This window comes from Protaetiibacter mangrovi (assembly GCF_024752305.1).
Lineage (GTDB): Bacteria > Actinomycetota > Actinomycetes > Actinomycetales > Microbacteriaceae > Homoserinibacter > Homoserinibacter mangrovi.
Genome location: NZ_JANTHX010000005.1, coordinates 249,415 through 274,962 on the forward strand (window position 1 = coordinate 249,415; position 25,548 = coordinate 274,962).

The following is a 25,548-nucleotide window of genomic DNA, read 5'->3' on the forward strand; positions in this document are numbered from 1 at the left end:
TTCGGGGGCGCAATGGGAAATTCTCGCGAATGCGGGAAGTCCCCCCGGACGCGGAAACGGCCCCTCTCGGAGGAGGGGCCGTCCGTGCGAGGTCAGGCGACGGGAGAGATGTTCTCCGCCTGCAGACCCTTGGGGCCCTGCGCGACGTCGAACTGCACGTGCTGGCCCTCCTCGAGGTTCTTGTACCCGGATCCGGCGATCGCCGAGTGGTGGGCGAAGAGGTCCGCGGTGCCGTCGTCGGGGGCGATGAAGCCGTATCCCTTTTCGGCGTTGAACCACTTCACGGTTCCGGTGGTCATTCTGTTCTCCTTCATATTGTCGTCGTCCGCCGGACACCGCCCTGGGCGATGCGACCTCGGTGGAGGCGGCGGACGCATCCGTTCCGGCGAGCCGGCCCGGACGTCCTGGGGCGCGTCAGGCGCGCCGGTATCGGGCGAGAAGCGGGCAGGTGAACGGGTCGAGCGCGGCGCGCCCCACCTCGTGCATGTGCCGCACGACCGCGGCGTGCGCGCGGGCGATGTTCATCTCGGTGTAGGGGATCTCGTGCGTGGCGCAGTACTCGCGCACGATCGTGCGGGCGCGCGCCAGGTGCGGGCGCGCCATGTTGGGGAAGAGGTGGTGCTCCACCTGGTAGTTGAGTCCGCCGAGCAGGGCCGACGCCCAGAAGCCGCCGGAGATGTTGCGCGAGGTGCGCACCTGCTTGGTGAAGAAGTCGAGCTTCTGATCGGCGGGGATGATCGGCATCCCGGTGTGGTTCACCGCGAACGAGCTGCCCATGTAGAGGCCGAAGACCGCGAGCTGCACCCCGATGAAGGCGAAGGCCATGCCGAGCGGCAGCACCCAGAACACGACGCCGAAGTAGACGGCGAAGCGCAGGGCGAACAGCCCGAGTTCGAGGAAGCGGCCCTCCACCTTGCGGCGTTCGAGCAGCGAGCGCACCGACAGGTAGTGCAGGTTCACGCCCTCGAGCAGCAGCAGCGGATAGAGCAGCCAGCCCTGCCGACGGGTGATGAACGCGAACAGCCCCCGCTGGGTGGCCGCCGACTCGGGGGTGAACGCGACCACGTCGACCTCGATGTCGGGATCCTTGCCGATCCGGTTGGGGTTCGCGTGATGGCGGGTGTGCTTCGTCATCCACCACTGGTAGCTCATGCCGACGCCGAGCACGCCGACGATGCGCCCGAGCCGGTCGTTCGCGGGCCCGGACGACAGCACCTGGCGGTGCGCCGCCTCGTGGGCGAGGAACGCGGCCTGGGTGAAGATGATGCCGAGCGCGCCGGCGATCAGCAGCTGGAACCAGCTCTCGCCGAGCAGCACGAATCCGGTGATCGCACCGCCGAGCGCGAGCAGCAGGCCCGCACCGAGCAGCGAGTAGAACCATCCGCTGCGGCGCAGCAGACCCGACTCGCGGATCGTGTGGGCGATCTGGGTGAAGGTACGGGTGGGGTCGATGGCGTCACCCGTGCGCGGCTGCGTCTCGCGGAGACGCCCCGGCACGAACGCCGAAGAGGTGGAGGAGATGACTGGTCCGTCCGCTTGGCGGCCCGAGCGGGCCGATGGAAAGCCAAGGGGCAGATCGCCTGTCGACTTGCCTCAGCCTACCCCGCGCCGTATGCCGATGGGCTGTGAGTCTCGGCCGGATGTTTCGCTTGCATGATGCAAGTGGTTGCGGGTAGCGTCCGAGCATGCTGGGTCGTGGCTACGAGACGCAGGTGTGCTCGATCTCCCGCACCCTCGAGGTGTTCGGGGAACGGTGGACGTTCCTCATCATGCGCAACGCCCTGTTCGCCGACTCGACCCGGTTCGTCGAGTTCCAGCGCAGCCTCGGCATCGCCACCAACGTGCTGGCGACGCGGCTCGAGCACCTGGTCGGCGCCGGGGTGATGGAGCGCCTCGCCGAGGGGGGCGACGAGTCCCCGCGCTACCGCCTGACCGCCCGGGGCCGCGAGCTCGCCCCGGCCCTCATCGCACTCACCGAGTGGGGCGACCGCTGGGCGGCGCCGGCCGGCGAACCGGTGCTCTACCGGCACCACGGGGGCGAGCATCCGGTGCGGATGCGGCTGGTCTGCGAGGAGTGCGGCGTGCTCGACGACGCCGACGACGTGGAGGCGCTGCCCGGCCCGGGCATGCCCGAGGAGCAGGCCGCGCGGCTGCTGCAGCGGCATCGGATGAGGCACGCGGGCTGACCGCGGCCGGAGGAGAGGGATCATGGGCAGGACGATCGTGGTGCAGTTCATCACGCTCGACGGCGTCGTCGAGGACCCGGACGGTCGCGGCGGCACCCCGTTCGGCGGGTGGGCGATGCGCTACGGGCCGGCGGGGATCGACGGCGACAAGTTCGACCTCGGCGAGGTCATGACCGACGGCGTGCTGCTGTTCGGCCGCACCACGTGGGAGCACTTCGCGACGCTCTGGCCGGCGCGCGACAACGCCTTCGCGAAGCTCATGAACGACGCGACGAAGGCCGTCGCGACCCACCGCCCCATCGATCGGGACGCGTGGTCGAACTCGTCGGCGATCGAGGGCGATCTCGAGGACTGGGTGCGCGCGACGACGCGCGAGCGCGACGTCGCGGTGATCGGCAGCCAGTCGGTGGTTACGGCGCTCGCTGCGGCCGACCTCGTCGACGAGTACCGGCTGCTCACCTTCCCCATCGCGCTCGGCGCGGGGCGGGTGCTGTTCCCCGCGGGCGTCGAGGTGCGGCTCGTCTCGACCGAGGCGCGGGGCCCCGGGATGCTGTCGGTCTACGCCGCGCGGTGAGCGGCGCGAGCTGAGGGGAGCCCCCGACCGGATGCCGGTCGGGGGCTCGGTGGGGCTCCGTCAGCAGCAGGAGCACGCCTCGGCGCACTCGCTGCCGCAGCAGCTGCCATCACAACAGTCCGTCATGATCGCCTCCCTCTCCACCCGTTGTCGGCGGGTGGTCGGTGCCGGCGTGCCGTTCGCACGCCGGAGATCGATGGGTGCTCGTGCTCACGCGCAGCATCCGGGAACGGGGCACGCGCCGTTCTCGCACGGTGCCGAGCTGTCGACCATGAGCGTCGTCGCGACGAGGGCTTCGAGCGCGAGCGCGAGGTGCGGGTCGGCGATCTCGTAGCGCGTCTGCCTGCCCTCCGGCTCGGCCACGACGATGCCGCAGTCGCGCAGGCATGCGAGATGGTTCGAGACGTTGGAGCGCGTGAGCTCCAGGTCGCGCGCGAGCGAGGCGGGGTAGCCCGGGGCGTCGAGCAGGCTGAGCAGGATGCGCGAGCGCGTCGGGTCGGCCATCGCCCGCCCCAGGCGGTTCACGACGTCGAGACGGGTCGCACGGGTCAGCATGCGATGACTATACAGCGACGGCTGACCTATCGCGAATCATGCAGAGAACTTGTGCATAGGTTCTGTGCATGCGATGATCGCGCCATGAGCGACGCGTATTCGACCCCCGGCGGCTACACCGGCATGCGGCTCGACGCCCGCGCGGTGCGGGTGCTCGCCCACCCGCTGCGCTCCCGCATCCTGGGGCGCCTCCGCCTGCACGGCGCGGCCACCGCCACCGAGCTGGCCGCCGAGCTCGGCACCAACACGGGCGCCACGAGCTACCACCTGCGTGCGCTCGAATCGGTGGGGCTGGTGGTCGACACCGAGGAGGGGGTCGGCAAGCGGCGGTTGTGGCGCGCCTCCACCGACAGCCACACCTGGGCGGACTCCGACTTCGCCGCCGACGAGGATGCCCGCACCGCGCTCGGCTGGCTGCAGCGCGACTACGTGCGCCAGCACGCCGAACGCGCCGAGCAGTGGCTCGACGTGAACGAGACCTGGCCGGCCGAGTGGGTGGACCAGCTCGGCCTCGACGACGCCGTTCTGCTCGTCACCCCCGAGCAGCTGGCCGACATGGAGCGCGAGATCGAGGCGGTCGTCGACCGCTACCGCAGCGCGGGGCGGGGCGATGCGCGCGCCCGCCGCATCCACGTCTCGCGCTTCATGCGGCCCGTCGAGCTGCAGGCGCCGGATGCGGGGGAGGCGTGACGCCGATCACCGCCCGCCAGGCGGACCGGCGGCTCGTGCTGCTGGTCGTGACCCGGTGGCTGCCGGTGGGCCTCGTCTTCGGTCTGACGGTGCTGCTGCCGCTCGAGCGCGGCGTCACGCTCGCCGAGCTCGGCGTGATCCTCGCGGTGCAGGGGATCGTGGTGGTGCTGCTGGAGGTGCCGACGGGCGGTCTCACCGACACCGTCGGCCGGCGTCCTGTGCTGCTCGCGGCGGGAGCGATCGCGATCGTCTCGGCGGGGATCTTCGTGACCGCGCAGGGCTTCTGGATGTTCGCCCTCGCGATGCTGCTGCAGGGCCTCTACCGGGCGCTCGACTCGGGCCCGCTCGAGGCGTGGTTCGTCGACGCCGTGCACGCCGACGATCCGACGCACCCGGTGGAGCGGGGGCTGAGTCGCGCGGGCGCCGCGCTCGGGGTGGCGATCGCCCTGGGTGCGCTGGCGGGCGGCGGGCTGGTGGCGTGGCATCCGCTCTCCGCGTGGTCGCCCCTCGTACTGCCGTACCTGGTGGCGATCGCGGTGATGGTGGTGAACCTGGTGCTCGTGGCGGTGCTCGTGCACGAGGCGCCGCGTACGCGGGCGGCGTCCGAGTCGGTGGGGCTGCGGGCGACCCTCGCGGGTGGGTTCGCGGTGCTGGGCCGCTCCCGGGTGCTGCGGGGTCTCGTGCTGGTCGAGGTGTTCTGGAGCGTGGCGATGATCGCGTTCGAGGTGCTCACCCCCGTGCGGCTCACCGAGCTGCTCGGCACGGAGGCGCTCGCGGCGGCGCTGTTCGGCCCCGCCTCGGCCGCCGCGTGGGGGCTGTTCGCGGTCGGGTCGGCGCTCGCGGGGGTCGTCGCCGCGCGGATCGGGGTGGCGCGCACCGCGATCCTGGCGCGGTTGCTGAACGGCGCGTTCGTAGTGGTGATGGGCGTCGCCGCGGGACCCGTGGGTCTCATCGCCGCCTACGGGGTGGTGTACCTCTTCCATGGTGCGGCCGGGCCGATGCACAGCGCGCTGCTGCACCGCCAGGCGAGCGCCGGCAACCGGGCGGTCGTGCTGTCGCTCAACTCGATGGTGGCCGGCGGCACCTCGAGCGTGGCGCTGCTGGTGCTCGGTCCGCTCGCCGAGGCGACCTCGCCGTCGTTCGCGTTCATCGCCGCGGGGGTGTTCAGTCTGGCGGGGGCGCTGTGCTACCTGCCGGCCCTCGGCGACGAGCGCCACACGCTCGGCAGCACCGCGTCGAGCAGTTTGTAGCCGAGCACGCAGCCGAGCGCGATCGCCATGAGCACGAGCGCGTCGAGCAGCGCGGGCTGGGGGCCGACCCCCGCCACGTCGAGGAAGCGGTAGGGGTACCACTCGGTGAGCGCCCCCTGCCCGAAGATGTAGACGAGCCAGGCCACCGCGACCAGATACGCCCAGAGCACCGTCGACCAGCGGAACCGCGGCCGCGGCCCGAAGGCCAGCCAGCCGAGAGCGGTCGCGAACGGCGTGACGTAGTGGAGGCCGACCGTGGCGACGAACAGCCATCCGGTCGGATGCACGTTCGGGGCGATCACGATCGCGAACACGATCCCCGTGACCGTGATCGCGAGCAGCGAGTTGAGGCGCAGCACCTCCCAGAGCCGCCCGCCGCGCAGCGGCTGCACGACGATGAGCGCGCACACGATCGCGACCACGATGTTGCTCTCGATCGTGTAGTAGCTCGCGAGCTTCCAGAGTCGCTCGACGATGCGCGCCGCGGGGGAGACGCCCGGCGCCTCGGCGAACGGGTCGGCGGTGACGATCAGCACGACCCGCACCACGAGCGAGAACACGATCACCGCGAGGATGCCGCCGTGCCAGATCCGCGCCGCGAGCAGCATCCGGCTTCGCGACGAGGACGTCATCGCCTCAGTGTGCGCGTTGCGGCTGGGAGGCGGCAGGTGAGGCGGGTGGAGGGGATGACGGGAATCGAACCCGCGTAATCAGTTTGGAAGACTGAGGCTCTACCATTGAGCTACATCCCCGGAGCGCCATATGCACGGCGCAACCACGCGAGTCTAACGCAGGGGAGAGGTGCTTCCGGTCAGCGCACTGGGTCGGGTCCGGCGGTCACGCGCTGAGGCGCGCGACCCCCACCAGCTCGGCCGTCTCGCCGTCGATGCGGGCGGCGACGCACACGTGCGCCTCCTCCCAGGACATCGCCCAGAAGGCGCTCGACTCGATCGGTCCGGTCTCGCCGCAGTCGAGGCAGCGGGGCTCGAACGCGCGGATCTCGTGGATGTCGATGTTCGCCATGAGGACATGGTGCGCCCGGCGTCCGACATCCGGGCGAAGGCACGCCCGATCGCGGCTAGACTATGCGAGGCCGTTTTCGGGCCGGATCGCTTCCGTCACCGCCCGAGCGCCGGCTGCAGGACCCGGCATGACCGGGGCGTAGCTCAGCTTGGCTAGAGTGCCCGCTTTGGGAGCGGGAGGTCGCAGGTTCAAATCCTGTCGCCCCGACGGAACATCAGCGAAACAACACCAGGAGAGACATCCCCCATGGTCAGCACGACCGTCGAGAAGCTGTCGCCCACGCGCGCCAAGCTCACCATCACCGTGACCCCCGACGAGCTGAAGCCGTCGATCGAGCACGCCTACAAGCACATCGCCGAGCAGGTCTCGATCCCCGGCTTCCGCAAGGGCAAGGTGCCGCCGCCCATCATCGACCAGCGCGTCGGCCGCGCCGAGGTGCTCAACCACGCCGTCTCGGAGGGCCTCGAGCGCTTCTACCGCGACGCCGCCGCCGAGGAGAAGGTTCGCCCGCTCGGTCGCCCCGAGGCGGATGTGACCACCTGGCCCAGCGAGAAGGACTTCACCGGCGACCTGGTCTTCACCGTCGAGGTCGACGTGCGCCCCGAGTTCGAGGTGCCGAAGTACGACGGCCTCAAGGTCGAGGTCGAGACCGCCAAGGTCGGCCCCGACGAGGTCGAGAACGAGCTCGAGAACCTGCGCACCCGCTTCGGCACGCTCGTCACCGTCGACCGCCCCGCCAAGACCGGCGACTTCGCGCAGCTCGACCTGGTCGCCACCATCGGCGGCGAGGAGATCGACACCGCGTCCAACATCTCCTACGAGATCGGATCGGGCGAGCTCATCGAGGGCATCGACGAGGCGCTCGACACCCTCACCGCGGGCGAGTCGACGACCTTCGAGTCGGAGCTCGTGGGCGGCGACCACCAGGGTGAGAAGGCCCAGATCGCCGTCACCCTCATCTCGGTGAAGGAGCGCGAGCTGCCGGAGGCCGACGACGACTTCGCCCAGATCGCCTCGCAGTTCGACACCATCGGCGAGCTCCGCAAGGACATCAAGGAGCAGCTCGAGAAGTCGGCCGAGTTCGGCCAGGCCGCCGCCGCCCGCGACAAGCTCGTCGAGCTGCTCGTGGAGAAGGCCGAGATCCCCGTTCCGCAGGGCCTCATCGACGACGAGGTGCACCGCCACCTCGAGAACGAGGGTCGCCTCGAAGACGACGTGCACCGCGCCGAGGTCGCCGAGGAGAGCGAGAAGGTCTTCAAGCGTCAGCTGCTGCTCGACGCGATCGCCGAGGCCGAGGGTGTGAAGGTCAGCCAGAACGAGCTCACCTCCTACCTCGTGCAGGCCTCCGCCCAGTACGGCATGGAGCCGGGCGAGTTCATCCAGGCGCTCGGCAACTCCGGCCAGATCCCGGCGATGGTGGGCGAGGTCGCCCGCTCGAAGGCGATCGCCGTCGCCCTGTCGAAGGCGAAGGTCGTCGACGAGAAGGGCAAGGCGGTCGACGTCTCCGCCCTCACCGCGACGGTGCTCGGCGACGGCGACGACGACTCCGAGATCATCGAGGAGTCCGACCTCGTCGGCGTCGACCACGACCACGACGACCACGACCACGACCACGAGGGTCACCAGCACTGAGCTCCGAGCTCTCGATGAGGGGTCGCGAACTGCACCGAACACGGCGTGTCGGATGCAGATTGCGACCCCTCACGCGTGCCCGGGCACGGGCGTAGGGTGACGTGATGCGGTACGTGATCCTGCTGCGCGGCGTCAACGTGGGCGGCGTCACCGTCCGGATGGCCGAGCTGCGCGAGCTGCTCGAGGGGCTCGGCTACGGCGAGGTGACCACGGTGCTCGCGAGCGGCAACGCGCTCGTCACGAGCGACGCATCCGCCGCCCGGGTGAAGGCGGATGTCGAGGCCGCCCTGCGCGAGCGCTTCGGCTACGACGCCTGGGTGCACGTGATGTCGACGGATGCGCTGCGCACCATCGTCGACGCCTACCCGTTCGAGCGCGGGCGCGACGGCTGGCACGACTACGTGCTGTTCGTGCTCGACGGCGGGGTGCAGGCGCGCATCCTCGAGCTCGAGCTCGACCCCGCGCACGAGAGCGCCGCATCCGGTGACGGCGTCGTCTACTGGACGGTGCCCAAGGGCGACACCCTCGACTCGCAACTCGGCACCGCGATCGGCAAGGCCGCCTACAAGCCGCACCTCACGAGCCGCAACATCAACACCCTCGACAAGTTGCTGCGCTAGCCGCGACGGCGCCGGCGCCGGCGACCGGTGCCGGCCTCAGCGCATCCGTTCACCTCAGAAATGCAGGAGAAACTCCGGCGGGGAAGCCGCCGAACCCGGATGCGGTGGGCATCGGCGGCGGATCTCCTGCATTTCTGGCAGGGGGGCGGTCACTCGAGCAGCGCGTCGGCGTAGGCGGGCACCGAGCGGTGGTACCGGGGCAGGTGCGGGGTGAGCGCGTGCAGCAGCGCCGACACCGCCTCGACCGGGCGGCCCAGGTCGACGAGGGCGAGCGCCGCGAAGGCGACGGCGGCATCCGCGTACTCGTCGTCGGATGCGCGCCCCACGAACTCCGTGCGCAGCAGTTCGAGCGACTCCTCGGGGCGCCCGAGGTTGCGTACGGTGCTCGCGAGCTGGATGACGCACTGGGCGCGCTCCGACTCGGGCAGGCCGGCGGCGAGCGCCGCGCGGTAGAGCTGCTCGGCTCCCGCCTCGTCGCCCGTGGAGTCGCGGGCGCCCGCGCGCTCGAACAGCGCGAGCGGCTCATCCGGATGCTCGGCGGCGATCTCGTCGATGCGCCGCACCAGCTCGGCGTCGTCCAACTGCTCCGCCGCGGCCCAGACGGCCGCCATCCGCTCGCGCCACTCCATCCGTCCACAGTATTCGCCTCAGAAATGCAGGAGTCTTCCGCTCGGCACCCCGGATCTCCGGCAGCGGCGCCGACGGCGGCGAGTATCTCCTGCATTTCTCGCAGTGGCGGTGCCGCCCCCGGCGGACGCGGCGCGCGACTCTGCCCAGGGCGAACACGGCCGGGTCGTCGAAAGCGCGCCGGTAGATTCGTGAGCGACCCCCGGGGCCCCGGCCTCGACCCGGCGTCCGACACAGACACAAGGAGCTCCTCCCATGGCAGAACCGGCATTCACGCCGAGCGTCTTCGACCGCCTCCTCAAGGACCGCATCATCTGGCTCGGTTCCGAGGTGCGCGACGAGAACGCGAACGAGATCGCAGCGAAGCTGCTGCTGCTCGCCGCGGAGGACCCGGAGCGCGACATCTACCTCTACATCAACAGCCCCGGCGGTTCGATCACGGCGGGCATGGCGATCTACGACACGATGCAGTTCATCCCGAACGACGTCGTCACGGTCGGCATCGGCATGGCCGCGTCGATGGGGCAGCTGCTGCTGACGGCGGGCACCAAGGGCAAGCGCTACATCACCCCGAACGCGCGCGTGCTGCTGCACCAGCCGCACGGCGGATTCGGCGGCACGAGCTCCGACATCCAGACCCAGGCCGCGCTCATCATCGACATGAAGAACCGCCTGGCCCAGATCACCGCCGACCAGACCGGCAAGACGGTCGAGCAGGTCAACGCCGACGGCGACCGCGACCGCTGGTTCACGGCCGAGGAGGCCCTCGAGTACGGCTTCGTCGACCACATCCGCGCCTCGGCGGCGGATGTCGTGGGCGGCGCCGGCACGGACGTGAAGAAGTAAGCGCGAGAGAGACGAGGAACAGACAGATGGATACCCCCACCTTCATGGCCGGCGGAGACCTGGCCTCTCGCATGCCGAGCTCGCGCTACATCCTGCCGAGCTTCGAGGAGCGCACGGCCTACGGCTTCAAGCGCCAGGACCCGTACGCGAAGCTCTTCGAGGACCGCATCATCTTCCTCGGCGTGCAGGTCGACGACGCGTCGGCCGACGACGTCATGGCGCAGCTGCTGGTGCTCGAGTCGATGGATCCCGACCGCGACATCGTCATGTACATCAACAGCCCCGGCGGCTCGTTCACCGCGATGACGGCGATCTACGACACCATGCAGTACATCCGCCCGCAGATCCAGACGGTCGTGCTCGGCCAGGCGGCGTCCGCGGCCGCGGTGATCCTCGCCGCCGGAACCCCGGGCAAGCGCCTCGCGCTGCCGAACTCGCGCGTGCTCATCCACCAGCCCGCCGTCGGCGAGGCCGGCCGCGGTCAGGCCTCGGACATCGAGATCCAGGCGAAGGAGATCCTGCGCCTGCGCACCTGGCTCGAGGAGACGCTGTCGCGCCACTCGAACAAGACGCAGGAGGAGGTCAACGCCGACATCGAGCGCGACCGCATCCTGTCGGCCGACGAGGCCCTCGAGTACGGCCTCATCGACCAGGTGCTCTCGAGCCGCAAGACCCTGCCCGCGCTCACCAAGGCGTAGGCGAGACGACGACGGCCCCCGGTCATGGACCGGGGGCCGTCGTCGTGCGGGCTCAGCGTCGCCGGGTGGCGATGAGCGCGACCGTCACCGCGATCGCGACGACGAGCACGGCCCCCACGATCCACAGCACGTCGCCGAGCGGGATGTCGACCGAGGTGTCGGTGTCGTGATGACCCGCGTCGAGCTCGGGAGGTTGCGTCGCGCTCAGGGTCGCCGTGGCGCCGCACGCGGCCGGCTGCGCGGACCCCTCGGCGGTGGCGTCGCCCGTCCAGGTGAAGGGGATCTCCCCGCCCACCGGATGCCCGTCGGCCGAGACCACCTGCCACTCCACGGTGTAGTCGCCGGCCGGCCCGACCGCCGCGTCCGTCGACATCGTGTTGTCGACGATCGTGAGGCAGCCGTCGCCGTAGTACCGGCGGTCCGCGCTCACGATCCGCATCGCGAAGGCCGCGTCGCCCGCGTCGGCGAGCAGCGTCTCGTCGAAGGTGACCGAGAACGCGTCGGGGAGCGTGTCGAGCGTCGCGCCCGGGGCGGGTGTCGAGTCGACGAGCACGCTGTGCGCCTCGGCCGCGGGGGCCACCACCAGGGCCAGGGCGAGCCCCGCGGCGGCGACCGAGGTCGCCGCGACGAGGCTCCGCAGGCGGCGGCTCACGCCGCACCGCCGGTTCCGGGGTCGCGCGGGCCGGCTGCGGCATCCGCGGCGCGCCGCCGCCAGACCACCGCGAGCGCGACGCCGACGGCGCCGACCGCGAGCCCGGCGACGCCGAGCACCCGCGCCACGACGTCGGTGCCGGATGCGCCGGCGGCGGATCCGTCGGCCTCCGGCTCGCTCGTCACCTCGGGGGCCGCGTCGTCGTCACCGTCGTCGTGGTGGTCGGCGACGGGCGCGTCGTTCACGTAGAGCACGGGTGCCGGGTGCTCCGCCCCCTCGCCCGTGTCGCTCCACGAGACGGTGCTGCCGTCGCTGTAGCCCTGCTCCACGGGCAGCACGATCGAGCCGGTGTCGGGCACCGGGCCGAGCGAGACGGGGAAGAGCCCCAGCTCGCCCACGCCGATGCCGGCGCCGTCGTCGGCGGTCCACACGATGCTCGTGACCGCCTCCGTGATCTGCGTCTCGCCGACGGTCACGGGCTCGGGCAGCGTCGTGCGCACGAGCTCGGCGCTCCAGCCGGCGATCGGCACGGTGCGCACGCTCGTGAACGGCGTGTCGGTGGGCAGCATGAGGGTGAGCGACACGGTGGAGGCCGACTCGGATTCGGTGGGCACCTTGAAGGTCAGCAGGGCGTAGCTGCCGGGGGCCGCCGTGTTCTCCGCGAGCGTGACGTGCGCGCTCGCGGAGAGGGGTGCCGCGAGCGCGAGCGCGGTAGCGGCGGTGAGAGTGATGAACGCCGCGGGGCCGCGGCGGATGGTTCGGGACATGGTTCTCCTGACGAAGGGATGATGAGGTGGTCTGCGGGCGCGCCGACGCGCGGCCGCGAGGACCGTCGACGTCAGACGCGGGAGGCGAGCGGGGGACCGCGCCGCGAGATCGCGGTGCGGAGGGTCTCGGAGACCGGGATGTCGCGGCGGCCGGCGACGGGCCTCGGGCGTCGGTTCGCGGGCCGCGGCGTGCGGATGCCGAGCACGCGCAGCAGGAACCCGCCGACGCGCGCGAGCACCGCCCACACACGCGACTCGAGTCCGCGCAGGTAGCCGACCGTCAGCGCGCCGGCGACGAGGTGCGCGAGCCACATGGCCGCACCGCCCTGGGCCACGGCCGCCGCGGGGTCGCTCACGAGCGCGAACAGCTCGTGGTGATGGCCGCCCGAGGCGGTGACCGTGGCGCCGGAGCCGAGCAGCGAGAAAACGAGGTGGAACGCGAGCTGGGAGATCGTGACCGCTGTGATCGTGCGCACCAGACCGACGCGCCGTCCGGCGACGATCCGCCCGACGGCGATCGTGCCGACGGCGCCCGCGAAGACCCCGCCGAGCACGAGGGCGATGCCCGTCGGTGCCGGGCCGCCGCCGACGAGGTGCGAGACGGCGGCGAGCAGGGTCGCGACGCCGCCCAGCAGGGTGCCGCGCAGGAGGCGGGAGGCGCGCGGCGTCATGCCTCCAGGGTAGTCGGAGAGGCTCCGCGCACCCAGTCGCGTCCCGCGAACGCGTGCCACGCGAACCGGGGGCGGCGCGCCGACACGGGAAATGCGGAGAGACCCACCTCGGTCGCCGGGACGGGTTAGGCTCCTGGTACCGCTTCGGAGGGAGAACGGCATGGCACGCATCGGGGAGAGCGCCGACCTGCTGAAGTGCTCGTTCTGCGGCAAGAGCCAGAAGCAGGTCCAGCAGCTCATCGCCGGTCCCGGCGTGTACATCTGCGACGAGTGCGTCGAGCTCTGCAACGAGATCATCGAGGAGCGTCTCGCCGAGGCGGGCGAAGAGGTCGCGAGCGAGTTCGACCTCCCGAAGCCGAAGGAGATCTTCTCCTTCCTCGAGGAGTACGTGATCGGCCAGGAGCCCGCCAAGCGCGCGCTGTCGGTCGCCGTCTACAACCACTACAAGCGCATCCGGGCGCACCAGACGCTCGCGCCGGCCGACACGAAGCGCGACGACGTCGAGATCGCCAAGTCGAACATCCTGCTCATCGGTCCCACGGGGTGCGGCAAGACCTACCTCGCCCAGACGCTCGCGAAGCGGCTCAACGTGCCGTTCGCGGTCGCGGATGCCACGGCGCTCACCGAGGCGGGCTACGTCGGCGAAGACGTCGAGAACATCCTGCTGAAGCTCATCCAGTCCGCCGACTACGACGTGAAGCGGGCCGAGACCGGCATCATCTACATCGACGAGGTCGACAAGATCGCCCGCAAGGCCGAGAACCCGTCGATCACGCGCGACGTCTCGGGCGAAGGCGTGCAGCAGGCCCTGCTCAAGATCCTCGAGGGCACGGTCGCCTCGGTGCCGCCGCAGGGCGGCCGCAAGCACCCGCACCAGGAGTTCATCCAGATCGACACGACGAACGTGCTGTTCATCGTGGCCGGCGCCTTCGCGGGCCTCGAGGAGATCATCTCGGCGCGCGTCGGCCGCCGCGGCATCGGATTCGGCGCCCCGCTGCACAGCAAGCGCGACGAGGCCGAGCTCTTCAGCGAGGTGCTCCCGGAAGACCTGCACAAGTTCGGTCTGATCCCCGAGTTCATCGGCCGCCTGCCCGTCGTGACGACCGTGTCGCCGCTCGACCAGTCGGCCCTCATGGACATCCTGACCGAGCCGAAGAACGCGCTCGTCAAGCAGTACCAGCGCATGTTCGAGCTCGACGGCGTCGAGCTGGAGTTCGACCAGGGCGCCCTGGAGGCGATCGCCGACCTCGCCGTGCTGCGCCAGACCGGCGCCCGCGGCCTGCGCGCGATCCTCGAGGAGGTGCTCGGGCCGATCATGTTCGAGGTGCCCTCGAGCGACGAGGTGGCCCGTGTCGTGGTGACGCGGGAGGCGGTCATCGACAACGCGGCCCCGACGATCGTGCCGCGTCCGGCGCGTCGCGCCGAGAAGTCGGCGTAGCGGGCACGCCACCCGTCGCCCTGCGGCCCGCGGTCGCGCGGCCCGCGGCACCCTAGGCTCGGATGCCGTGCGCGTCTCCGACCTGGCCCAGCCGATCGGCGCCGGTCTCGTCGGCGCCGTCACCGGATTCGCGAGCTCGTTCGCGCTCGTCGTCGCGGGGCTCCAGGCGGTCGGCGCGACCCCGGCCGACGCCGCATCCGGTCTGCTCGCGCTCTGCCTGCTGCAGGGGGTGCTCGCGATCGGCCTGGGGCTGCGGTACCGGATGCCGCTCGCCTTCGCGTGGTCGACCCCGGGGGCCGCGCTGCTCGTCGCGGCGCAGGCGACGACGGGCGACTACCGCGCGGCCGTCGGGGCGTTCCTGTTGTGCGGCGTGCTGCTGGTCGTCACGGGGCTCTGGCCGGCCCTCGCGCGGGCGATGACCCGCATCCCGCGTCCGATCGCGAGCGCGATGCTCGCCGGCATCCTCTTCCCGATCTGCCTCGCCCCCGTCTTCGCGGCGGTGCAGCTGCCGGCGCTGGCGCTGCCCGTCGTGATCGTGTGGCTGCTGCTGGCCCGGCTGGCGCCGCGCTGGGCGGTGCCGGGCGCCGTGTTCGCGACGATCGTCGCCGTCGTGGTGTCGGGAGAGGGGGCCGACCTGACCACGGCGTCGCTGTGGCCGACCGTCACCCTCACCTGGCCGAGCTTCGATCCGCTCGTGCTCGTGAGCCTCGGGCTGCCGCTCTACGTCGTCACGATGGCGGGCCAGAACGTGCCGGGGTTCGCCGTGCTGACCACCTTCGGCTATCCGCACCCTCCGGCCCGCGCGATCCTGGTCGGCACGGGCGCCGCCACGGCGGTGGGCTCGGTGTTCGGCGGCTTCACGCTCAACCTGGCCGCGATCACCGCCGCGCTCATGGCGGGTCCGGATGCGCATCCGGATCGCGATCGGCGCTGGATCGCGAGCGTGACGGGCGGGGTCGCCTACCTCGTGATCGGGCTCGGCGCGGGCGCGGCGACGGTGCTCGTGGCGGTGACGCCGCCCATCCTGATCACGGCGGTCGCCGGGCTCGCCCTGTTCGGCGCCTTCGCCGGCGCGGCCACGGGAGCGCTCGAGGAGGCCTCGACGCGGATCGTCGCCGTCGTCACCTTCCTCGTGGTGGCGTCCGGGGTGACGATCGCGGGCATCGGCTCGGCGTTCTGGGGGCTGGTCGTCGGGGGCATCGCGATGCTCTGGCTGGTGCGGCGCCCCCGTGGCGCGGGCGCGGTCGGTGGCCGACCGTAGGCTGCCGGGGTGAGCGAGGAACCCCCCTTCGCCGAGGCGGAGGCCGAGGCGGGCGAGAGCGCGGCCGCCCAGGCCCGCGCCGGCATCCGGGTGCGTCTGGCCGAGCTCCTCGGCCGCGACGATCCGGTGCTCGGCCCCCTGGTGCTCTCGACGGCGCTCGCGACCCTCGGTCGCGGCGTGTTCCTCACCGCCCTCGTGCTGTACCTCACCCTCATCGCCCGCCTGACCCCCGAGCAGATCGCGCTCGCCGTGGCGGTCTCCGCCGTCGCGGGCATGGCGGCCTCGTACCTCGGCGGATGGCTGTCCGACCGGGTGAGCGCGCGCCGCATCACCGTCGCCGGTCAGCTCGTCGGCAGCCTCGTGCTGATCGGGTACGTCTGGGTCGACGGCGTGCTGCCCGCGATCGTGGTGGGCAGCGTGTCGTTCTTCGCCGGCTCGATGGGTCATGCGGCGTCGTCGGCGATCATCGCGCGCGGCTTCGAGGGCCCGGGCCGTGTCCGCGCGCGGGCGGTGATGCGCACCGTCACCAACGTCGGCATCGCCCTCGGCTCGGCGGCGGCCGCGATCCCGATCCTGCTGTCGACCCCCGAGGCGTACCGCATCGCCCTCGTCGTGGCCGCGCTGCTGTCGTTCGTCGGGGCGCTCCCGCTGCTGCGCCTCCCGCCGCGGGTCGATGCGGGGGGCGTCCGCACCGCGGAGGAGGAGGCGGTCGCGCCGGTGCGGGGGCGCAGCCCCTGGCGCGACGCGCGGTACCTCGCCTTCGTGCTGCTCAGCTCGATCTTCGCGATCCAGTTCAGCGTGCTCGACTACGCGATGCCGCTCTGGATCGCGCACGCCACCGAGGCGCCGATCGTCGTGGTGTCGGTGCTCATCATCCTCAACACGGTCGTCGTCACCTCGCTGACCGTGCCGTTGTCGAAGGGCACCGACGACGTGCGGCGCGCGGGCCGGGTGTTCGCGGTCGCCGGGGTGCTGATGGCCGCCGCCTGCGTGGTCTACGCGCTCGCCGCCGGCGCGCCGGTGTGGCTCGCGATCCTCGTGCTCGTGCTCGGTGCGCTCGCCCACGCCCTCGCCGAGGTGCTCAGCCAGGCGGCCGGGTGGGGTCTGTCGTTCGAGCTCGCCGATCCGGAGTCGGCGGGCGCCTACCAGGGGCTCGTCGGCATGGGCTGGGGGGTGGTGTCGGCGGTCGGGCCGCCGGTCATCGCGATCACGGCCCTGCAGTTCGGCCTGCCGGGGTGGATCCTGCTCGGCGGGATCTTCCTCGCGTCGTCGCTCGGCATCCTCTGGATCGGTCGCCGAGCCGCACTCGCGACGGCGTGACGGGCCCTACGCTGCGGTGCGGCTCGGCGCCGGCACGAGCCACCGCAACGCGAGGCCGAACAGCAGCATGAGCGCGCCGACGCCCGCCGCGAGCAGGGCGACGCCGAACGACACCACCGAGGTGAAGAGCGAGGCCCGCAGGAAGGACGCGTTCATCACGGTCGCGCGCACCGGGTCGTCGCGGTCGAGCTCGGCGTAGGTCTTGCCGTCGCTCGCCTCGAGAGCGTGGTGGGCGATGATGTCGGCCTGGATGTACGCGTCGACGGGTCCGTCGACCACCTTGCCCTGGAACGCGGCGGCGTCGTCGGGGATCACGATGTCCTCGGCGCGCAGCTGGGTCGACACGGCGACCCAGGCGGCGATCGCCGCGGCGATCAGCAGGATGCCGCCGACGATCCCGGCGAGGCCGGTCAGGCGGATGAAGCCCACGTGGCGCGCGGGCAGAGCGGATGCGGTCTGGTCGGACATCGTGGGTTCCTCTCCTGGGGTCGATGACAGTCACGGTAGCCAGGGGTGCGCCGGTGCGAGTAGGACCATCGGCCCATGAGGTAATGGGATGTGAGCAGCACCACCCGCACCCGTCCGCCCCTCCGCATCCGCATCCGGGAGACCTTCTCCGACCCGGTGCTGCGCGCGCTCACCCTTGCCACCCTCATCAGCACGGTCGGGCGGGGGATCTCGCTCACGCTCGTGGTGCTCTACCTCTCGCTCGTGGCGCGACTGCCCGCGGAGCAGGTCGCCCTCGTGTTCGTGGTGGGGTCGGCGGTGGGGCTCGTCGCCTCCTACCTCGGCGGTCATCTGGCCGACAGCGTCTCCGCGCGCGCGATGCTCGTCGGCGGTGTCGTGATCGCCGGACTCGCGCTCGCCTCCTACGCGCTCGTGACCGAGCTGTGGCAGGCGATCGTCGCCGAGATCGTCATCTCGATCGCGCTCGGCACGAACGGCACCGTGCGGTCGGCGATCATCGCGCGGGCGTTCACGGCGGAGGCGCGGGTGAGCTCGCGCGCGGTGCTGCGCACCGTGACGAACATCGGGATCACCGCGGGCACGGGCGTCGGCGCGGTCGCGCTCGCCCTCGGATCCGACGAGGCCTACCGGGTGATCCTCGTCGTGGGCGGCGTCGCCTACGCGGCGAGCGCCGTGCTGCTGCTGCGCCTGCCGGCGCGGGTCGACGCACCTCGGCCGGTGGCGCCGGGCGAGGGCGAGCCGCCCGCCGAGCGCGGGCGCAGCCCGTGGCGCGATCCGCGCTACCTGCTGTTCAGCATCCTCGCGGCCGTGTTCGCCATCCAGTTCGTGCTGCTCAACATGGGCATCCCGCTCTGGGTCGCCCACGACACGGTCGCGCCCACCTGGGTCGTGTCGGTGCTCTTCGTCGTCAACACGGTGCTCGTGATCGCCCTGCAGGTGCCGCTCTCGCGCGGCACCCACGACTTCCGGCGCGCGGGCACCGTCACGGCGATCGCGGGCGTGCTCATGGCGTTCGGCTGCCTGCTCTACGGCGCCGCGGGCGGTGCGTCGCTGCTCGCCGCGGTGCTGCTGCTCGCCGCCGCCGCGGTGCTGCATGCCGTCTCCGAGGTGCTGTCGCAGGCGGGCGCGTGGGGGCTGAGCTTCGAGCTCGCCGATCCGCGGCGACCCGGCGCCTACCAGGGGATGGCCGGGATGGCCTTCGGCGTGGCGTCGATGGTGGGACCGGTCGTCATCACCGCGACCGCGCTCACGCTGGGGTTCCTCGGGTGGGTGATCCTGGCCGTCATGTTCCTCGCGGCCGCGTTCGGCGTCGCGGCGATCGCCTTCCGGGCGGCTAGGAGTTCTCGGCCCGTCCCTGACGCCAGTACCCCATGAACGCGACGGCGCGCCGGTCGATGCCGAGCTCGCGCACCAGGTGGCGGCGGATCGACGTGATCGACCCGGCCTCCCCGGCGAGCCAGGCGTAGAGCGGGGCGCTCGCGAGGGCGGCGCCCCCGCGGGCGCTGCGGGGGACCTCCCACAGCAGGCCGTCCTCGATGTCGACCTCCTCCGGTTCGGCGCCGGGGTGCGCCTCGAGGTGCGCGGCCGCGACGGCGGCGACGCGGGCGACGAGCGCCTCGCCCCGCGGGCGCTCGCCGCGCGCGAGGGCGTGCACCTCGAATCCGGGGTGCGCGGGCAGGTAGGCGGCGTCGTCGGCCTCGGGCAGCTCGACGACGACCGTGCCGCGCGCCCGCCTCGGCAGCTGCTCGAGGATGCGGGCGATCGCGGGCGCCGCGGTCTCGTCGCCCGCGAGCAGGTGGTGCTCCGTGCGCGCGGGGGGCACGAAGTCGACGCCGCCGTGCGGGCCGGGATGCTCGGCGTGCGGCCCCAGCACGAGCAGCTCGTCGCCGAGGGAGGCCGCCATCGCCCAGCGCCCCGCGGGCCCGTCTGGTCCGTGCAGGGCGAAGTCGACGAGCAGGTCGTCGCCTGCGAACCCGCGGATCGTGTAGGTGCGGAACGGCGGGCGCTCGTGCTCCGGCATCCGGCGCCAGCTCGCGTACCAGTCGGGGTCGGTGGGCATCGCGTCGATGCCCTGCGGGCTGGGTGGCACCACCTTGATCCGCTGGTCGAAGCCGGGGTCGGCCAGCCGGCCCCCGTCGCGTCGGGCGAGCACGATGCGGCGGAAGGTCGGCGTGAGCTCCTCCACGCCGACGACCTCGACGCGTGCGAAGGTCCAGGGCTCCGTGGCGGGGCGGGTGAGCGTGTCAGCGGGCATGGTGTCGTCCGATCGGGATGATGAGCGGTCGGCCCGCGACGGGGTCCGGCATCACGAGGCTCCGGATGCCGAACACCTCCTCGACGAGCTCGGGGGTCAGGATGTCGCCGGGGGCGCCGCTCGCGACGATGCGCCCGTCGCGCATGGCGACGAGCTCGTCGGCGTAGCGCGCGGCGAGGCCCAGATCGTGCAGCACCATGACGATCGTCGTGCCGCGCTCGCGCCCGAGCTCGGCGAGCAGGTCCAGCACCTCGATCTGGTGCGCGATGTCGAGGAAGGTCGTGGGCTCGTCGAGCAGCAGGATGTCGGTCTGCTGGGCGAGCGCCATCGCGATCCACACCCGTTGGCGCTGCCCGCCCGAGAGCTCGTCGACGCTCCGCTCGGCGAGGTCGGCGATCTCGGTCGCCTCGAGCGCGGCGGCCACCGCCGCGTAGTCGTGCTCGTTCCAGCGGGCCAGCAGTCGCTGGTGCGGATGCCGGCCGCGCCCGACGAGGTCGGCGACCGTGATGCCCTCCGGCGCGACGGGGCTCTGCGGCAGCAGGCCGAGCACGCGCGCGACCTGCTTCGTGGGGCGCGAGGCCAACGGCTCGCCGTCGAGCAGCACCTGTCCGCCCGTCGGCGCGAGCAGCCGGGCGAGGGCGCGCAGCAGGGTCGATTTGCCGCATCCGTTGGGCCCGACGATCGCGGTGATGCGCCCGGGCGCGACGTCGAGGTCGAGGTCTTCGACGACGGTGCGGTCGCCGTAGGCGAGTGTCACGTGGCGGGCCTCGAGCAGGTGGTCGCGGGTCATGTGAGGCCTCCGTGGCGGGTGCTCCGGGCGAGCAGGTAGATCAGGAACGGTGCGCCGAGCGCTCCGGTGACGACGCCGACCGGGTAGCGGCTGTCGAAGGCGAACTGGCCGAGAAGGTCGCCGCCGAGCACGAGCAGTGCGCCGACGAGGGCCGCGGGGAGCAGGGGCGATCCGCTCGGTCCGACGAGGCGGGTCGCGATCGGACCCGCCATGAAGGCCACGAACGCGACGGGTCCCGCGGCCGCGGTGGCGGCGGCCAGCAGGGTCACGGCACCGAGGATGAGCACGAGCCGCACCGCGGGCACCCGCACCCCGAGCGCGGCTGCCGCGTCGTCGCCGAGCCGCAGGGTGCCGAGGTCGCGGCCGAGGGCGAGTACGAGGGGGCCGATCGCGAGCACCGCGAGCGCCAGGGGGCCCACCCGCTCCCAGCTCGCGCCGTTGAGGCTGCCCGCGAGCCACTGCATGGCGGCGGGCAGGTCCCACTCGGATGCGCGCGACAGCACCCAGGCGACGACGCTCTGCAGCATCGCCGCGACCCCGATGCCGATGAGCACCAGGCGGGCGCCCGAGAAGCCGCGTCGGTACGCGAGCAGGTACACCGCGAGGGCGGTGAGCAGCGCGCCCGCGAGCGCGGCGAGCGAGACGGCGTCCTGGCCGAGCCCGAGCACCACGATCGACACGACCGCCGCGGCGCTCGCGCCCCAGGTGATGCCGATGATGTCGGGCGAGGCGAGCGGATTGCGCAGCATCGTCTGGAAGGTCGACCCCGCGATGCCGAACGCCGCCCCGGCGAGCACGGCGAGGCACGCGCGCGGCAGTCGCAGCTCCCCGACCGTGAACGAGGCGCCCGGCACCTGCCCGCCGAACAGTACCCGCAGCACCTCGTCGGGCCCGTAGAGGGTGTTGCCGACCATGAGGCTCGTGGCGAACAGGGCCACGAGCAGCGCGAAGAGCGCGGCGATCCGGGTGCCCCGGCGGCGCACGCGTCGACGACGCGCGACCTGGAGGCGCTCTGCGGTGGGGGCGGTCGTCACAGTTCGCGCACCTTCCGCCGGCGGGCGAGCGCGATGAAGACGGGGGCGCCGATGAGGGCGGTGATGATGCCCACCTCCACCTCCTCGGGGCGCGCCACGAGTCGGCCCACGACGTCCGCGGCGACGAGCAGCCCCGCGCCGACGATCGCGGTGGCGGGCAGCAACCAGCGGTGGTCGGTGCCCACCAGCAGGCGGCACAGGTGCGGCACGACGAGCCCGACGAATCCGATGGGCCCCGCGATCGCGGTGGCCGCACCGCAGAGCACGAAGGCGCCGGCCGCGGCGACGAGCCGCGTGCGCGCCACGCGTTCGCCGAGCCCGGCCGCGACGTCGTCGCCGAGGGCGAGCGAGTTCATCCCCCGGGCCGTCGCGAGCACGACGAGGGCGCCGAGGGCCAGGGCGGGGGCCACCAGCAGGATGCGGTCCCAGGTGGCGCCGCCGACCCCGCCGATCTGCCAGAAGCGGAAGGTGGTCATGACCTCGACGCGCGGCAGCAGCACCGCGCTCACGAGCGAACCGAGGGCGGCCGTGGTGGCCGCGCCGGCGAGGGCGAGTTTGAGCGGGGACGCGCCGCCGGGCCCGAGCGAGCCGATGGCGTAGACGAACACCCCGGCCGCCGCCGAGCCGAGCACGGCCACCACGACCGTGGCGACCGGGTCGCTCAGACCGAAGAACGCGATGCCGGTCACGACGGCGAGGGAGGCGCCCGTCGACAGCCCGAGGATGCCCGGGTCGGCCAGCGGGTTCCGGGTGACGGCCTGCAGTGCGGTGCCGGACAGCGCGAGCGCCGCCCCGACGAGCAGGGCGAGCAGGGTGCGCGGGACGCGCGAGGCGACGGCGGCGGTGCCGATCGACGAGGTGTCGCCGGCGAGTGCGGCGAGCACCTCCTCGATCGTGACCGGGCGGGTGCCGAAGGCGAGCGAGGCGACGGTCGCGAGCAGGAGCGCCACCACCCCCGCGAGCAGCCAGGCGAGGCGGACCCCCGCCGGACGCCGCAGTGACGCGGCGCCCGGCGCGGTGGTGGCGGGCGCGCTCGGCGTCACCCGGCCTGCGCGGCCGCGGCCAGCAGCGCGAAGTAGTCGTCGATGCCCCAGCCGATCGAGAGCGGCGAGGGGTTGGCCGACGCGGCGAGCGGGGTGTCGTTCTCGAGGATCGCGATGCGGCCGGCCGCAATCGCCGGGATCTTCGACAGCAGCGGGTCGGCCTGCAGCTGGGCGACGATCGCGCCCGAGGCGTCGCCGTAGGTGACGAACACGTCGACGTCCGAGAAGCGATCCGCCTGCTCGGCGCTCACCGTCGTGTAGAAGAGCTCGCTGCCCGCGGACTCCTCGGCGACGACCGTCGGCACCGGCAATCCGAGGCTCTCGAGGAAGCCCGGACGGGTGTCGAGGCTCGTGTAGAACCCGATCTGGCTGAAGTCGCTCGGGTCGATGTAGGAGAAGAGCACCTTCTTGCCCTCGAGCTCCGCGTGGGCCTGCAGGGCGTCGTCGATCTCGCCGTGCAGCTGCTCGATGAGGGCGTCGCCTTCGCTCGCGAGCCCGAGAGCCGCCGAGTCGAGTCGGATCATGTCCTCGAGCGAGGTGCCCCAGGCGACCTCGGGGTAGGCGACGACGGGGGCGATCTTGGAGAGCGTGTCGTAGTCCTCCTGGGTGAGCCCCGAGTAGGCGGCGAGGATCACGTCGGGCTGCGTGTCGGCGACGGCCTCGTAGTCGATGCCGTCGGTCTCGTCGAACAGCACGGGGGTCTCCGCGTCGAGCTCGGTCAGACGGTCCTCGACCCAGGGGAGCACCCCGTCGCCGTCGTCGTCGCCCCAGGTCACCTTCGCCATCCCGACGGGGACGACGCCGAGCGCGAGCGGCACCTCCTGGTTCGACCACGAGACCGTCGCCACCCGTTCCGGCTTCTCGGTGATGGTGGTCTCGCCGAATGCGTGGGAGATCGTCACCGGGAAGGCGCCGTCGCCGGAGGCCTCCGTGGCCGTGTCGGGGGTGGTGGTTCCGGCGCAGGCCGACAGCAGGAGTGCTGCGGCCGCGACGATCGGGACGGTGCGGAGAGCGCGCACGAGGATCCTTTCGGGACGGATGATGAGGATAGGCTCACCTTAGGGGGTGGTTGTTAGGTAAGCCTAATCTCACCAGCCGCGCGGCTGTCAACTCGGCGACGGGGATCCGGTCAGTCGAGACCGCGGCGCGCGAGGAGCGGGCCGAGTTCGGCGTCGCGACCGCGGAAGTCGCGGAACGCCGCGAGCGGGTCGCGGGTGCCGGCGGCCTGCAGCAGGCGGCGGCGGAAGCGCTCGCCGTTCTCCCTGGTCAGGCCCCCGTTCTCGCGGAACCACTCGACCGTGTCGGCGTCGAGCACCTCGCTCCAGATGTACGAGTAGTACCCGGCGTCGTAGCCGCCCGCGAACACGTGCGCGAAGTAGGTGGTCGCGTAGCGCGGGGGCACCGCGTCGTCCGCGAGCCCGACGGATGCGAGCGCCCCCGCCTCGAAGGCGGCGGCATCCGTGACCGCGGCCGCCTGCTCCACGTCGAGGGTGTGCCACGCCTGATCGAGCAGCGCCGCCTGCAGGTACTCGCTCGTGCCGAAGCCCTGCCCGAACCGCTCCGCATCCCGCAGCCTCTGCGCGACGCCCGCGTCGAGGGGCTCGCCGGTCTCGTGGTGCCGCGCGTAGTTCGTGAGCACCTCGGGCCACATGGCCCACATCTCGTTGACCTGGCTCGGGAACTCCACGAAGTCGCGGAACACGTTCGTGCCGGCGAGGCTCGGGTAGCCCGCGTGCGCGAACAGGCCGTGCAGGGCGTGCCCGAACTCGTGGAAGAAGGTCTCGACCTCGTCGAGGGTCAGCAGGGTCGGCTCGCCGGCCGCGGGACGCGGCACGTTGAGGTTGTTGGTGACCACCGAGGCGGGCACTCCGAGCAGCTCGTTCCGTGAGACGAGCGAGTTCATCCAGGCGCCGCCGCGCTTGGAGTCGCGCGTGTAGAGGTCGAGCAGGTAGAGGCCGATCGGGCCGTCCCCGTCGCTCACCTCGAAGACCCGCACCTCGTCGTTCCAGCCGTGCAGATCCGGGCGCTCCCGGAAGCTCAGGCCGTACAGCCGCTCGGCGGCGAAGAAGACGCCGTCCTGCAGCACGCGCTCGGCCTCGAACCAGGGGCGCAGCGCTGCGGTGTCGAGATCGTAGCGCTCGCGGCGCACGGCATCCGCCGCGAAGGCCCAATCGGATGCGGTGACCTCGCCCCCGAAGGTCGCCGACAGCGCCTCGCGCTCGGCGGCCGCGTTGCGGGCGGCGGCCGGGGCGAGGCGCCCCAGCAGCTCGGCGACGGCGGCGGGCGAGCCCGCGGTCTCGTCGGCCGTCACCACGGACGCGTGGTCGCGGAAGCCGAGCAGCCGTGCGCGCTCGGCGCGGGCGCGCACGAGCTCGAGCACGAGCTCCCGGTTGTCGTACTCCCCGCCGCGGGTGGCGCGGGCGCGGGAGGCCTCCATGATGCGGGCGCGGGTGGCGGCGGATTCGATCGACGACAGCCACGGGTGCCCGGTGGGCAGCACGAGGGTCACCAGCCAGCCCTCGAGATCTCGGGATGCGGCCGCCTCGCGGGCGGCCGACAGCTCGCCCGCCGTGAGACCGGTGAGCTCGGCGGCATCCGTCACGAGCACGGCGAGCTCGTTGGTGTCGTTCAGCAGGTTCTTCTCGAAGCGCGTGGTCAGGGTCGACAGCTGCTGGTTGAGCGCGCGCAGCCGTTCCTTCGCCGCGTCGTCGAGGGCGGCGCCGGCGAGCACCATCTCGATGTGCCGCCGTTCGACGAGGTATCGCTGCTCGTCGTCGAGGTCGTCGCGGGCGGCGTGGATCGCGTCGATGCGGGCGAAGAGGGCCGCGTCGAGCACGATCGCGTCGTGGTGGGCGGCGAGGCGCGGGGCGAGCTCCTCCTCGAGGGCCTGGATGGCGTCCGTCGTGTCGGAGGAGGCGAGCGTGAAGAACACGGTGGCGACCCGGTCGAGCACCCCGCCCGAGCGCTCGAGCGGCGCGAGCGTGTTCTCGAACGTCGGCGGGGCGGGGTCGGCGGTGATCGCGGCGATCTCGGCCAGCTGCTCGGTCATCCCCACCTCGAACGCCTCGAGGAAGTGCTCGTCGCGCACGGCGGCGAAGTCGGGCAGCTGGTAGGGGAGCTCGCTCTCGGCGAGGAACGGATTCGTCACC

At 72.3% G+C, this 25,548-nt stretch carries 28 protein-coding genes and 2 tRNA genes; 13 read left to right on the plus strand and 17 right to left on the minus strand.

Going from position 1 to position 25,548, the window contains the following annotated elements; genetic code table 11:
• Positions 1 to 92: 92 nt before the first annotated feature.
• The gene (locus tag NUH29_RS06065; protein WP_258798132.1) at positions 93 to 299 is read right to left on the minus strand and encodes a cold-shock protein; all 207 of its coding nucleotides are present in this window, start codon (positions 297 to 299) and stop codon (positions 93 to 95) included.
• A 115-nt stretch (positions 300 to 414) separates the two neighbouring features.
• Positions 415 to 1,497 carry a fatty acid desaturase family protein gene (locus NUH29_RS06070; RefSeq protein ID WP_258798133.1) on the minus strand — a complete coding sequence of 361 codons (1,083 nt, stop codon included), beginning with the start codon at positions 1,495 to 1,497 and terminating at the stop codon, positions 415 to 417.
• A gap of 188 nt (positions 1,498 to 1,685) precedes the next feature.
• Between NUH29_RS06070 and NUH29_RS06075 the strand changes: the two genes are divergently transcribed.
• Both NUH29_RS06075 and NUH29_RS06080 read left to right on the plus strand, forming a co-directional pair.
• Positions 1,686 to 2,186: a winged helix-turn-helix transcriptional regulator gene (locus tag NUH29_RS06075; RefSeq protein WP_258798134.1), complete on the plus strand. Its 501-nt coding sequence runs from the start codon at positions 1,686 to 1,688 to the stop codon at positions 2,184 to 2,186.
• A gap of 22 nt (positions 2,187 to 2,208) precedes the next feature.
• Positions 2,209 to 2,760, plus strand: a complete 552-nt coding sequence (locus NUH29_RS06080) for a dihydrofolate reductase family protein (protein WP_258798135.1) — start codon at positions 2,209 to 2,211, stop codon at positions 2,758 to 2,760.
• 210 nt (positions 2,761 to 2,970) lie between these two features.
• Here NUH29_RS06080 and cmtR read toward each other — a convergent pair whose 3' ends face one another.
• Entirely contained in the window at positions 2,971 to 3,315 is a 345-nt protein-coding gene (gene cmtR / locus NUH29_RS06085; protein ID WP_258798136.1) for a Cd(II)/Pb(II)-sensing metalloregulatory transcriptional regulator CmtR, read from the minus strand.
• A gap of 84 nt (positions 3,316 to 3,399) precedes the next feature.
• Here cmtR and NUH29_RS06090 point away from each other — a divergent pair, with 84 nt between their 5' ends.
• Positions 3,400 to 4,005, plus strand: a complete 606-nt coding sequence (locus NUH29_RS06090; protein WP_258798137.1) for a winged helix-turn-helix domain-containing protein — start codon at positions 3,400 to 3,402, stop codon at positions 4,003 to 4,005.
• Positions 4,002 to 5,255, plus strand: coding sequence for an MFS transporter (locus tag NUH29_RS06095; RefSeq protein ID WP_258798138.1), 1,254 nt, complete (start codon positions 4,002 to 4,004; stop codon positions 5,253 to 5,255). The genes NUH29_RS06090 and NUH29_RS06095 overlap by 4 nt, the downstream gene beginning before the upstream one ends.
• Here NUH29_RS06095 and NUH29_RS06100 read toward each other — a convergent pair.
• From NUH29_RS06100 to NUH29_RS06110, 3 genes are all read right to left on the minus strand, one after another.
• Positions 5,192 to 5,887, minus strand: coding sequence for a Pr6Pr family membrane protein (locus NUH29_RS06100; RefSeq protein WP_258798140.1), 696 nt, complete (start codon positions 5,885 to 5,887; stop codon positions 5,192 to 5,194). The two genes, NUH29_RS06095 and NUH29_RS06100, sit on opposite strands and share 64 nt — an antisense overlap.
• 46 nt (positions 5,888 to 5,933) lie before the next feature.
• A tRNA-Gly gene (locus NUH29_RS06105) sits at positions 5,934 to 6,007 on the minus strand.
• An 85-nt stretch (positions 6,008 to 6,092) separates the two neighbouring features.
• Positions 6,093 to 6,278: a hypothetical protein gene (locus NUH29_RS06110; protein ID WP_258798141.1), complete on the minus strand. Its 186-nt coding sequence runs from the start codon at positions 6,276 to 6,278 to the stop codon at positions 6,093 to 6,095.
• A gap of 132 nt (positions 6,279 to 6,410) precedes the next feature.
• Here NUH29_RS06110 and NUH29_RS06115 point away from each other — a divergent pair.
• The 3 genes from NUH29_RS06115 to NUH29_RS06125 all read left to right on the plus strand — a co-directional run bounded on the left by NUH29_RS06115 (position 6,411) and on the right by NUH29_RS06125 (position 8,530).
• Positions 6,411 to 6,485, plus strand: a tRNA-Pro gene (locus NUH29_RS06115).
• Positions 6,486 to 6,524: 39 nt separating this feature from the next.
• Positions 6,525 to 7,910, plus strand: a complete 1,386-nt coding sequence (gene tig / locus NUH29_RS06120) for a trigger factor (protein WP_308445751.1) — start codon at positions 6,525 to 6,527, stop codon at positions 7,908 to 7,910.
• Positions 7,911 to 8,014: 104 nt separating this feature from the next.
• Entirely contained in the window at positions 8,015 to 8,530 is a 516-nt protein-coding gene (locus tag NUH29_RS06125; protein ID WP_258798142.1) for a DUF1697 domain-containing protein, read from the plus strand.
• A 149-nt stretch (positions 8,531 to 8,679) separates the two neighbouring features.
• Here NUH29_RS06125 and NUH29_RS06130 read toward each other — a convergent pair whose 3' ends face one another.
• On the minus strand, positions 8,680 to 9,159 hold the full coding sequence (locus NUH29_RS06130; protein WP_258798143.1) for a tetratricopeptide repeat protein: 480 nt from the start codon (positions 9,157 to 9,159) through the stop codon (positions 8,680 to 8,682).
• Between the two features lie 253 nt (positions 9,160 to 9,412).
• On the opposite strand from NUH29_RS06130, the gene NUH29_RS06135 reads away from it, so the two are divergent.
• Positions 9,413 to 10,003: an ATP-dependent Clp protease proteolytic subunit gene (locus NUH29_RS06135; RefSeq protein WP_258798144.1), complete on the plus strand. Its 591-nt coding sequence runs from the start codon at positions 9,413 to 9,415 to the stop codon at positions 10,001 to 10,003.
• Positions 10,004 to 10,029: 26 nt separating this feature from the next.
• On the plus strand, positions 10,030 to 10,701 hold the full coding sequence (locus tag NUH29_RS06140) for an ATP-dependent Clp protease proteolytic subunit (RefSeq protein WP_258798145.1): 672 nt from the start codon (positions 10,030 to 10,032) through the stop codon (positions 10,699 to 10,701).
• A 52-nt stretch (positions 10,702 to 10,753) separates the two neighbouring features.
• Here NUH29_RS06140 and NUH29_RS06145 read toward each other — a convergent pair whose 3' ends face one another.
• The 3 genes from NUH29_RS06145 to NUH29_RS06155 form a co-directional block, all read right to left on the minus strand.
• Positions 10,754 to 11,353 carry a copper resistance CopC family protein gene (locus NUH29_RS06145; protein ID WP_258798146.1) on the minus strand — a complete coding sequence of 200 codons (600 nt, stop codon included), beginning with the start codon at positions 11,351 to 11,353 and terminating at the stop codon, positions 10,754 to 10,756.
• Complete coding sequence (locus NUH29_RS06150; protein ID WP_258798147.1) at positions 11,350 to 12,120, minus strand: YcnI family copper-binding membrane protein; 771 nt, start codon at positions 12,118 to 12,120, stop codon at positions 11,350 to 11,352. The genes NUH29_RS06145 and NUH29_RS06150 overlap by 4 nt, the downstream gene beginning before the upstream one ends.
• 71 nt (positions 12,121 to 12,191) lie before the next feature.
• Entirely contained in the window at positions 12,192 to 12,791 is a 600-nt protein-coding gene (locus NUH29_RS06155) for a hypothetical protein (RefSeq protein ID WP_258798148.1), read from the minus strand.
• Between the two features lie 160 nt (positions 12,792 to 12,951).
• On the opposite strand from NUH29_RS06155, the gene clpX reads away from it, so the two are divergent.
• The 3 genes from clpX (at position 12,952) to NUH29_RS06170 (ending at position 16,810) form a co-directional block, all read left to right on the plus strand.
• A complete protein-coding gene (clpX, locus tag NUH29_RS06160) occupies positions 12,952 to 14,229 on the plus strand; it encodes an ATP-dependent Clp protease ATP-binding subunit ClpX (RefSeq protein ID WP_258798149.1) in 1,278 nt (425 codons plus the stop codon).
• Positions 14,230 to 14,296: 67 nt separating this feature from the next.
• Positions 14,297 to 15,490: a benzoate/H(+) symporter BenE family transporter gene (locus tag NUH29_RS06165; RefSeq protein WP_258798150.1), complete on the plus strand. Its 1,194-nt coding sequence runs from the start codon at positions 14,297 to 14,299 to the stop codon at positions 15,488 to 15,490.
• Positions 15,491 to 15,499: 9 nt separating this feature from the next.
• Positions 15,500 to 16,810, plus strand: coding sequence for an MFS transporter (locus NUH29_RS06170; RefSeq protein WP_258798151.1), 1,311 nt, complete (start codon positions 15,500 to 15,502; stop codon positions 16,808 to 16,810).
• 6 nt (positions 16,811 to 16,816) lie between these two features.
• On the opposite strand, the gene NUH29_RS06175 is transcribed toward NUH29_RS06170, so the two are convergent.
• Positions 16,817 to 17,278: an aromatic ring-opening dioxygenase LigA gene (locus NUH29_RS06175; protein ID WP_258798152.1), complete on the minus strand. Its 462-nt coding sequence runs from the start codon at positions 17,276 to 17,278 to the stop codon at positions 16,817 to 16,819.
• Positions 17,279 to 17,368: 90 nt separating this feature from the next.
• On the opposite strand from NUH29_RS06175, the gene NUH29_RS06180 reads away from it, so the two are divergent.
• Positions 17,369 to 18,652, plus strand: a complete 1,284-nt coding sequence (locus tag NUH29_RS06180; RefSeq protein WP_258798153.1) for an MFS transporter — start codon at positions 17,369 to 17,371, stop codon at positions 18,650 to 18,652.
• On the opposite strand, the gene NUH29_RS06185 is transcribed toward NUH29_RS06180, so the two are convergent.
• The 6 genes from NUH29_RS06185 to NUH29_RS06210 all read right to left on the minus strand — a co-directional run bounded on the left by NUH29_RS06185 (position 18,612) and on the right by NUH29_RS06210 (position 25,547).
• Entirely contained in the window at positions 18,612 to 19,532 is a 921-nt protein-coding gene (locus tag NUH29_RS06185) for a siderophore-interacting protein (RefSeq protein WP_258798154.1), read from the minus strand. The two genes, NUH29_RS06180 and NUH29_RS06185, sit on opposite strands and share 41 nt — an antisense overlap.
• Complete coding sequence (locus tag NUH29_RS06190) at positions 19,522 to 20,322, minus strand: ABC transporter ATP-binding protein (RefSeq protein WP_258798155.1); 801 nt, start codon at positions 20,320 to 20,322, stop codon at positions 19,522 to 19,524. The genes NUH29_RS06185 and NUH29_RS06190 overlap by 11 nt, the downstream gene beginning before the upstream one ends.
• Entirely contained in the window at positions 20,319 to 21,356 is a 1,038-nt protein-coding gene (locus tag NUH29_RS06195; RefSeq protein WP_258798156.1) for a FecCD family ABC transporter permease, read from the minus strand. Before NUH29_RS06195 ends, NUH29_RS06190 begins: the two co-directional genes overlap by 4 nt.
• Entirely contained in the window at positions 21,353 to 22,399 is a 1,047-nt protein-coding gene (locus tag NUH29_RS06200) for a FecCD family ABC transporter permease (protein WP_258798157.1), read from the minus strand. Before NUH29_RS06200 ends, NUH29_RS06195 begins: the two co-directional genes overlap by 4 nt.
• Positions 22,396 to 23,418, minus strand: coding sequence for an iron-siderophore ABC transporter substrate-binding protein (locus NUH29_RS06205; RefSeq protein WP_258798158.1), 1,023 nt, complete (start codon positions 23,416 to 23,418; stop codon positions 22,396 to 22,398). The genes NUH29_RS06200 and NUH29_RS06205 overlap by 4 nt, the downstream gene beginning before the upstream one ends.
• 110 nt (positions 23,419 to 23,528) lie before the next feature.
• Positions 23,529 to 25,547 (minus strand): M3 family metallopeptidase, encoded by a 2,019-nt coding sequence (locus tag NUH29_RS06210; protein WP_258798159.1) that lies wholly within the window; start codon positions 25,545 to 25,547, stop codon positions 23,529 to 23,531.
• Position 25,548: the final 1 nt, after the last annotated feature.

Coding starts and splice junctions, on each gene's coding strand:
- NUH29_RS06065 (WP_258798132.1), bottom strand. CDS start 299: ATGACCACCGGAACCGTGAAGTGGTTCAACGCCGAAAAGGGATACGGC.
- NUH29_RS06075 (WP_258798134.1), top strand. CDS start 1,686: ATGCTGGGTCGTGGCTACGAGACGCAGGTGTGCTCGATCTCCCGCACC.
- NUH29_RS06080 (WP_258798135.1), top strand. CDS start 2,209: ATGGGCAGGACGATCGTGGTGCAGTTCATCACGCTCGACGGCGTCGTC.
- cmtR (WP_258798136.1), bottom strand. CDS start 3,315: ATGCTGACCCGTGCGACCCGTCTCGACGTCGTGAACCGCCTGGGGCGG.
- NUH29_RS06090 (WP_258798137.1), top strand. CDS start 3,400: ATGAGCGACGCGTATTCGACCCCCGGCGGCTACACCGGCATGCGGCTC.
- NUH29_RS06100 (WP_258798140.1), bottom strand. CDS start 5,887: ATGACGTCCTCGTCGCGAAGCCGGATGCTGCTCGCGGCGCGGATCTGG.
- NUH29_RS06110 (WP_258798141.1), bottom strand. CDS start 6,278: ATGGCGAACATCGACATCCACGAGATCCGCGCGTTCGAGCCCCGCTGC.
- tig (WP_308445751.1), top strand. CDS start 6,525: ATGGTCAGCACGACCGTCGAGAAGCTGTCGCCCACGCGCGCCAAGCTC.
- NUH29_RS06125 (WP_258798142.1), top strand. CDS start 8,015: ATGCGGTACGTGATCCTGCTGCGCGGCGTCAACGTGGGCGGCGTCACC.
- NUH29_RS06130 (WP_258798143.1), bottom strand. CDS start 9,159: ATGGAGTGGCGCGAGCGGATGGCGGCCGTCTGGGCCGCGGCGGAGCAG.
- NUH29_RS06135 (WP_258798144.1), top strand. CDS start 9,413: ATGGCAGAACCGGCATTCACGCCGAGCGTCTTCGACCGCCTCCTCAAG.
- NUH29_RS06140 (WP_258798145.1), top strand. CDS start 10,030: ATGGATACCCCCACCTTCATGGCCGGCGGAGACCTGGCCTCTCGCATG.
- NUH29_RS06150 (WP_258798147.1), bottom strand. CDS start 12,120: ATGTCCCGAACCATCCGCCGCGGCCCCGCGGCGTTCATCACTCTCACC.
- NUH29_RS06155 (WP_258798148.1), bottom strand. CDS start 12,791: ATGACGCCGCGCGCCTCCCGCCTCCTGCGCGGCACCCTGCTGGGCGGC.
- clpX (WP_258798149.1), top strand. CDS start 12,952: ATGGCACGCATCGGGGAGAGCGCCGACCTGCTGAAGTGCTCGTTCTGC.
- NUH29_RS06175 (WP_258798152.1), bottom strand. CDS start 17,278: ATGTCCGACCAGACCGCATCCGCTCTGCCCGCGCGCCACGTGGGCTTC.
- NUH29_RS06185 (WP_258798154.1), bottom strand. CDS start 19,532: ATGCCCGCTGACACGCTCACCCGCCCCGCCACGGAGCCCTGGACCTTC.
- NUH29_RS06190 (WP_258798155.1), bottom strand. CDS start 20,322: ATGACCCGCGACCACCTGCTCGAGGCCCGCCACGTGACACTCGCCTAC.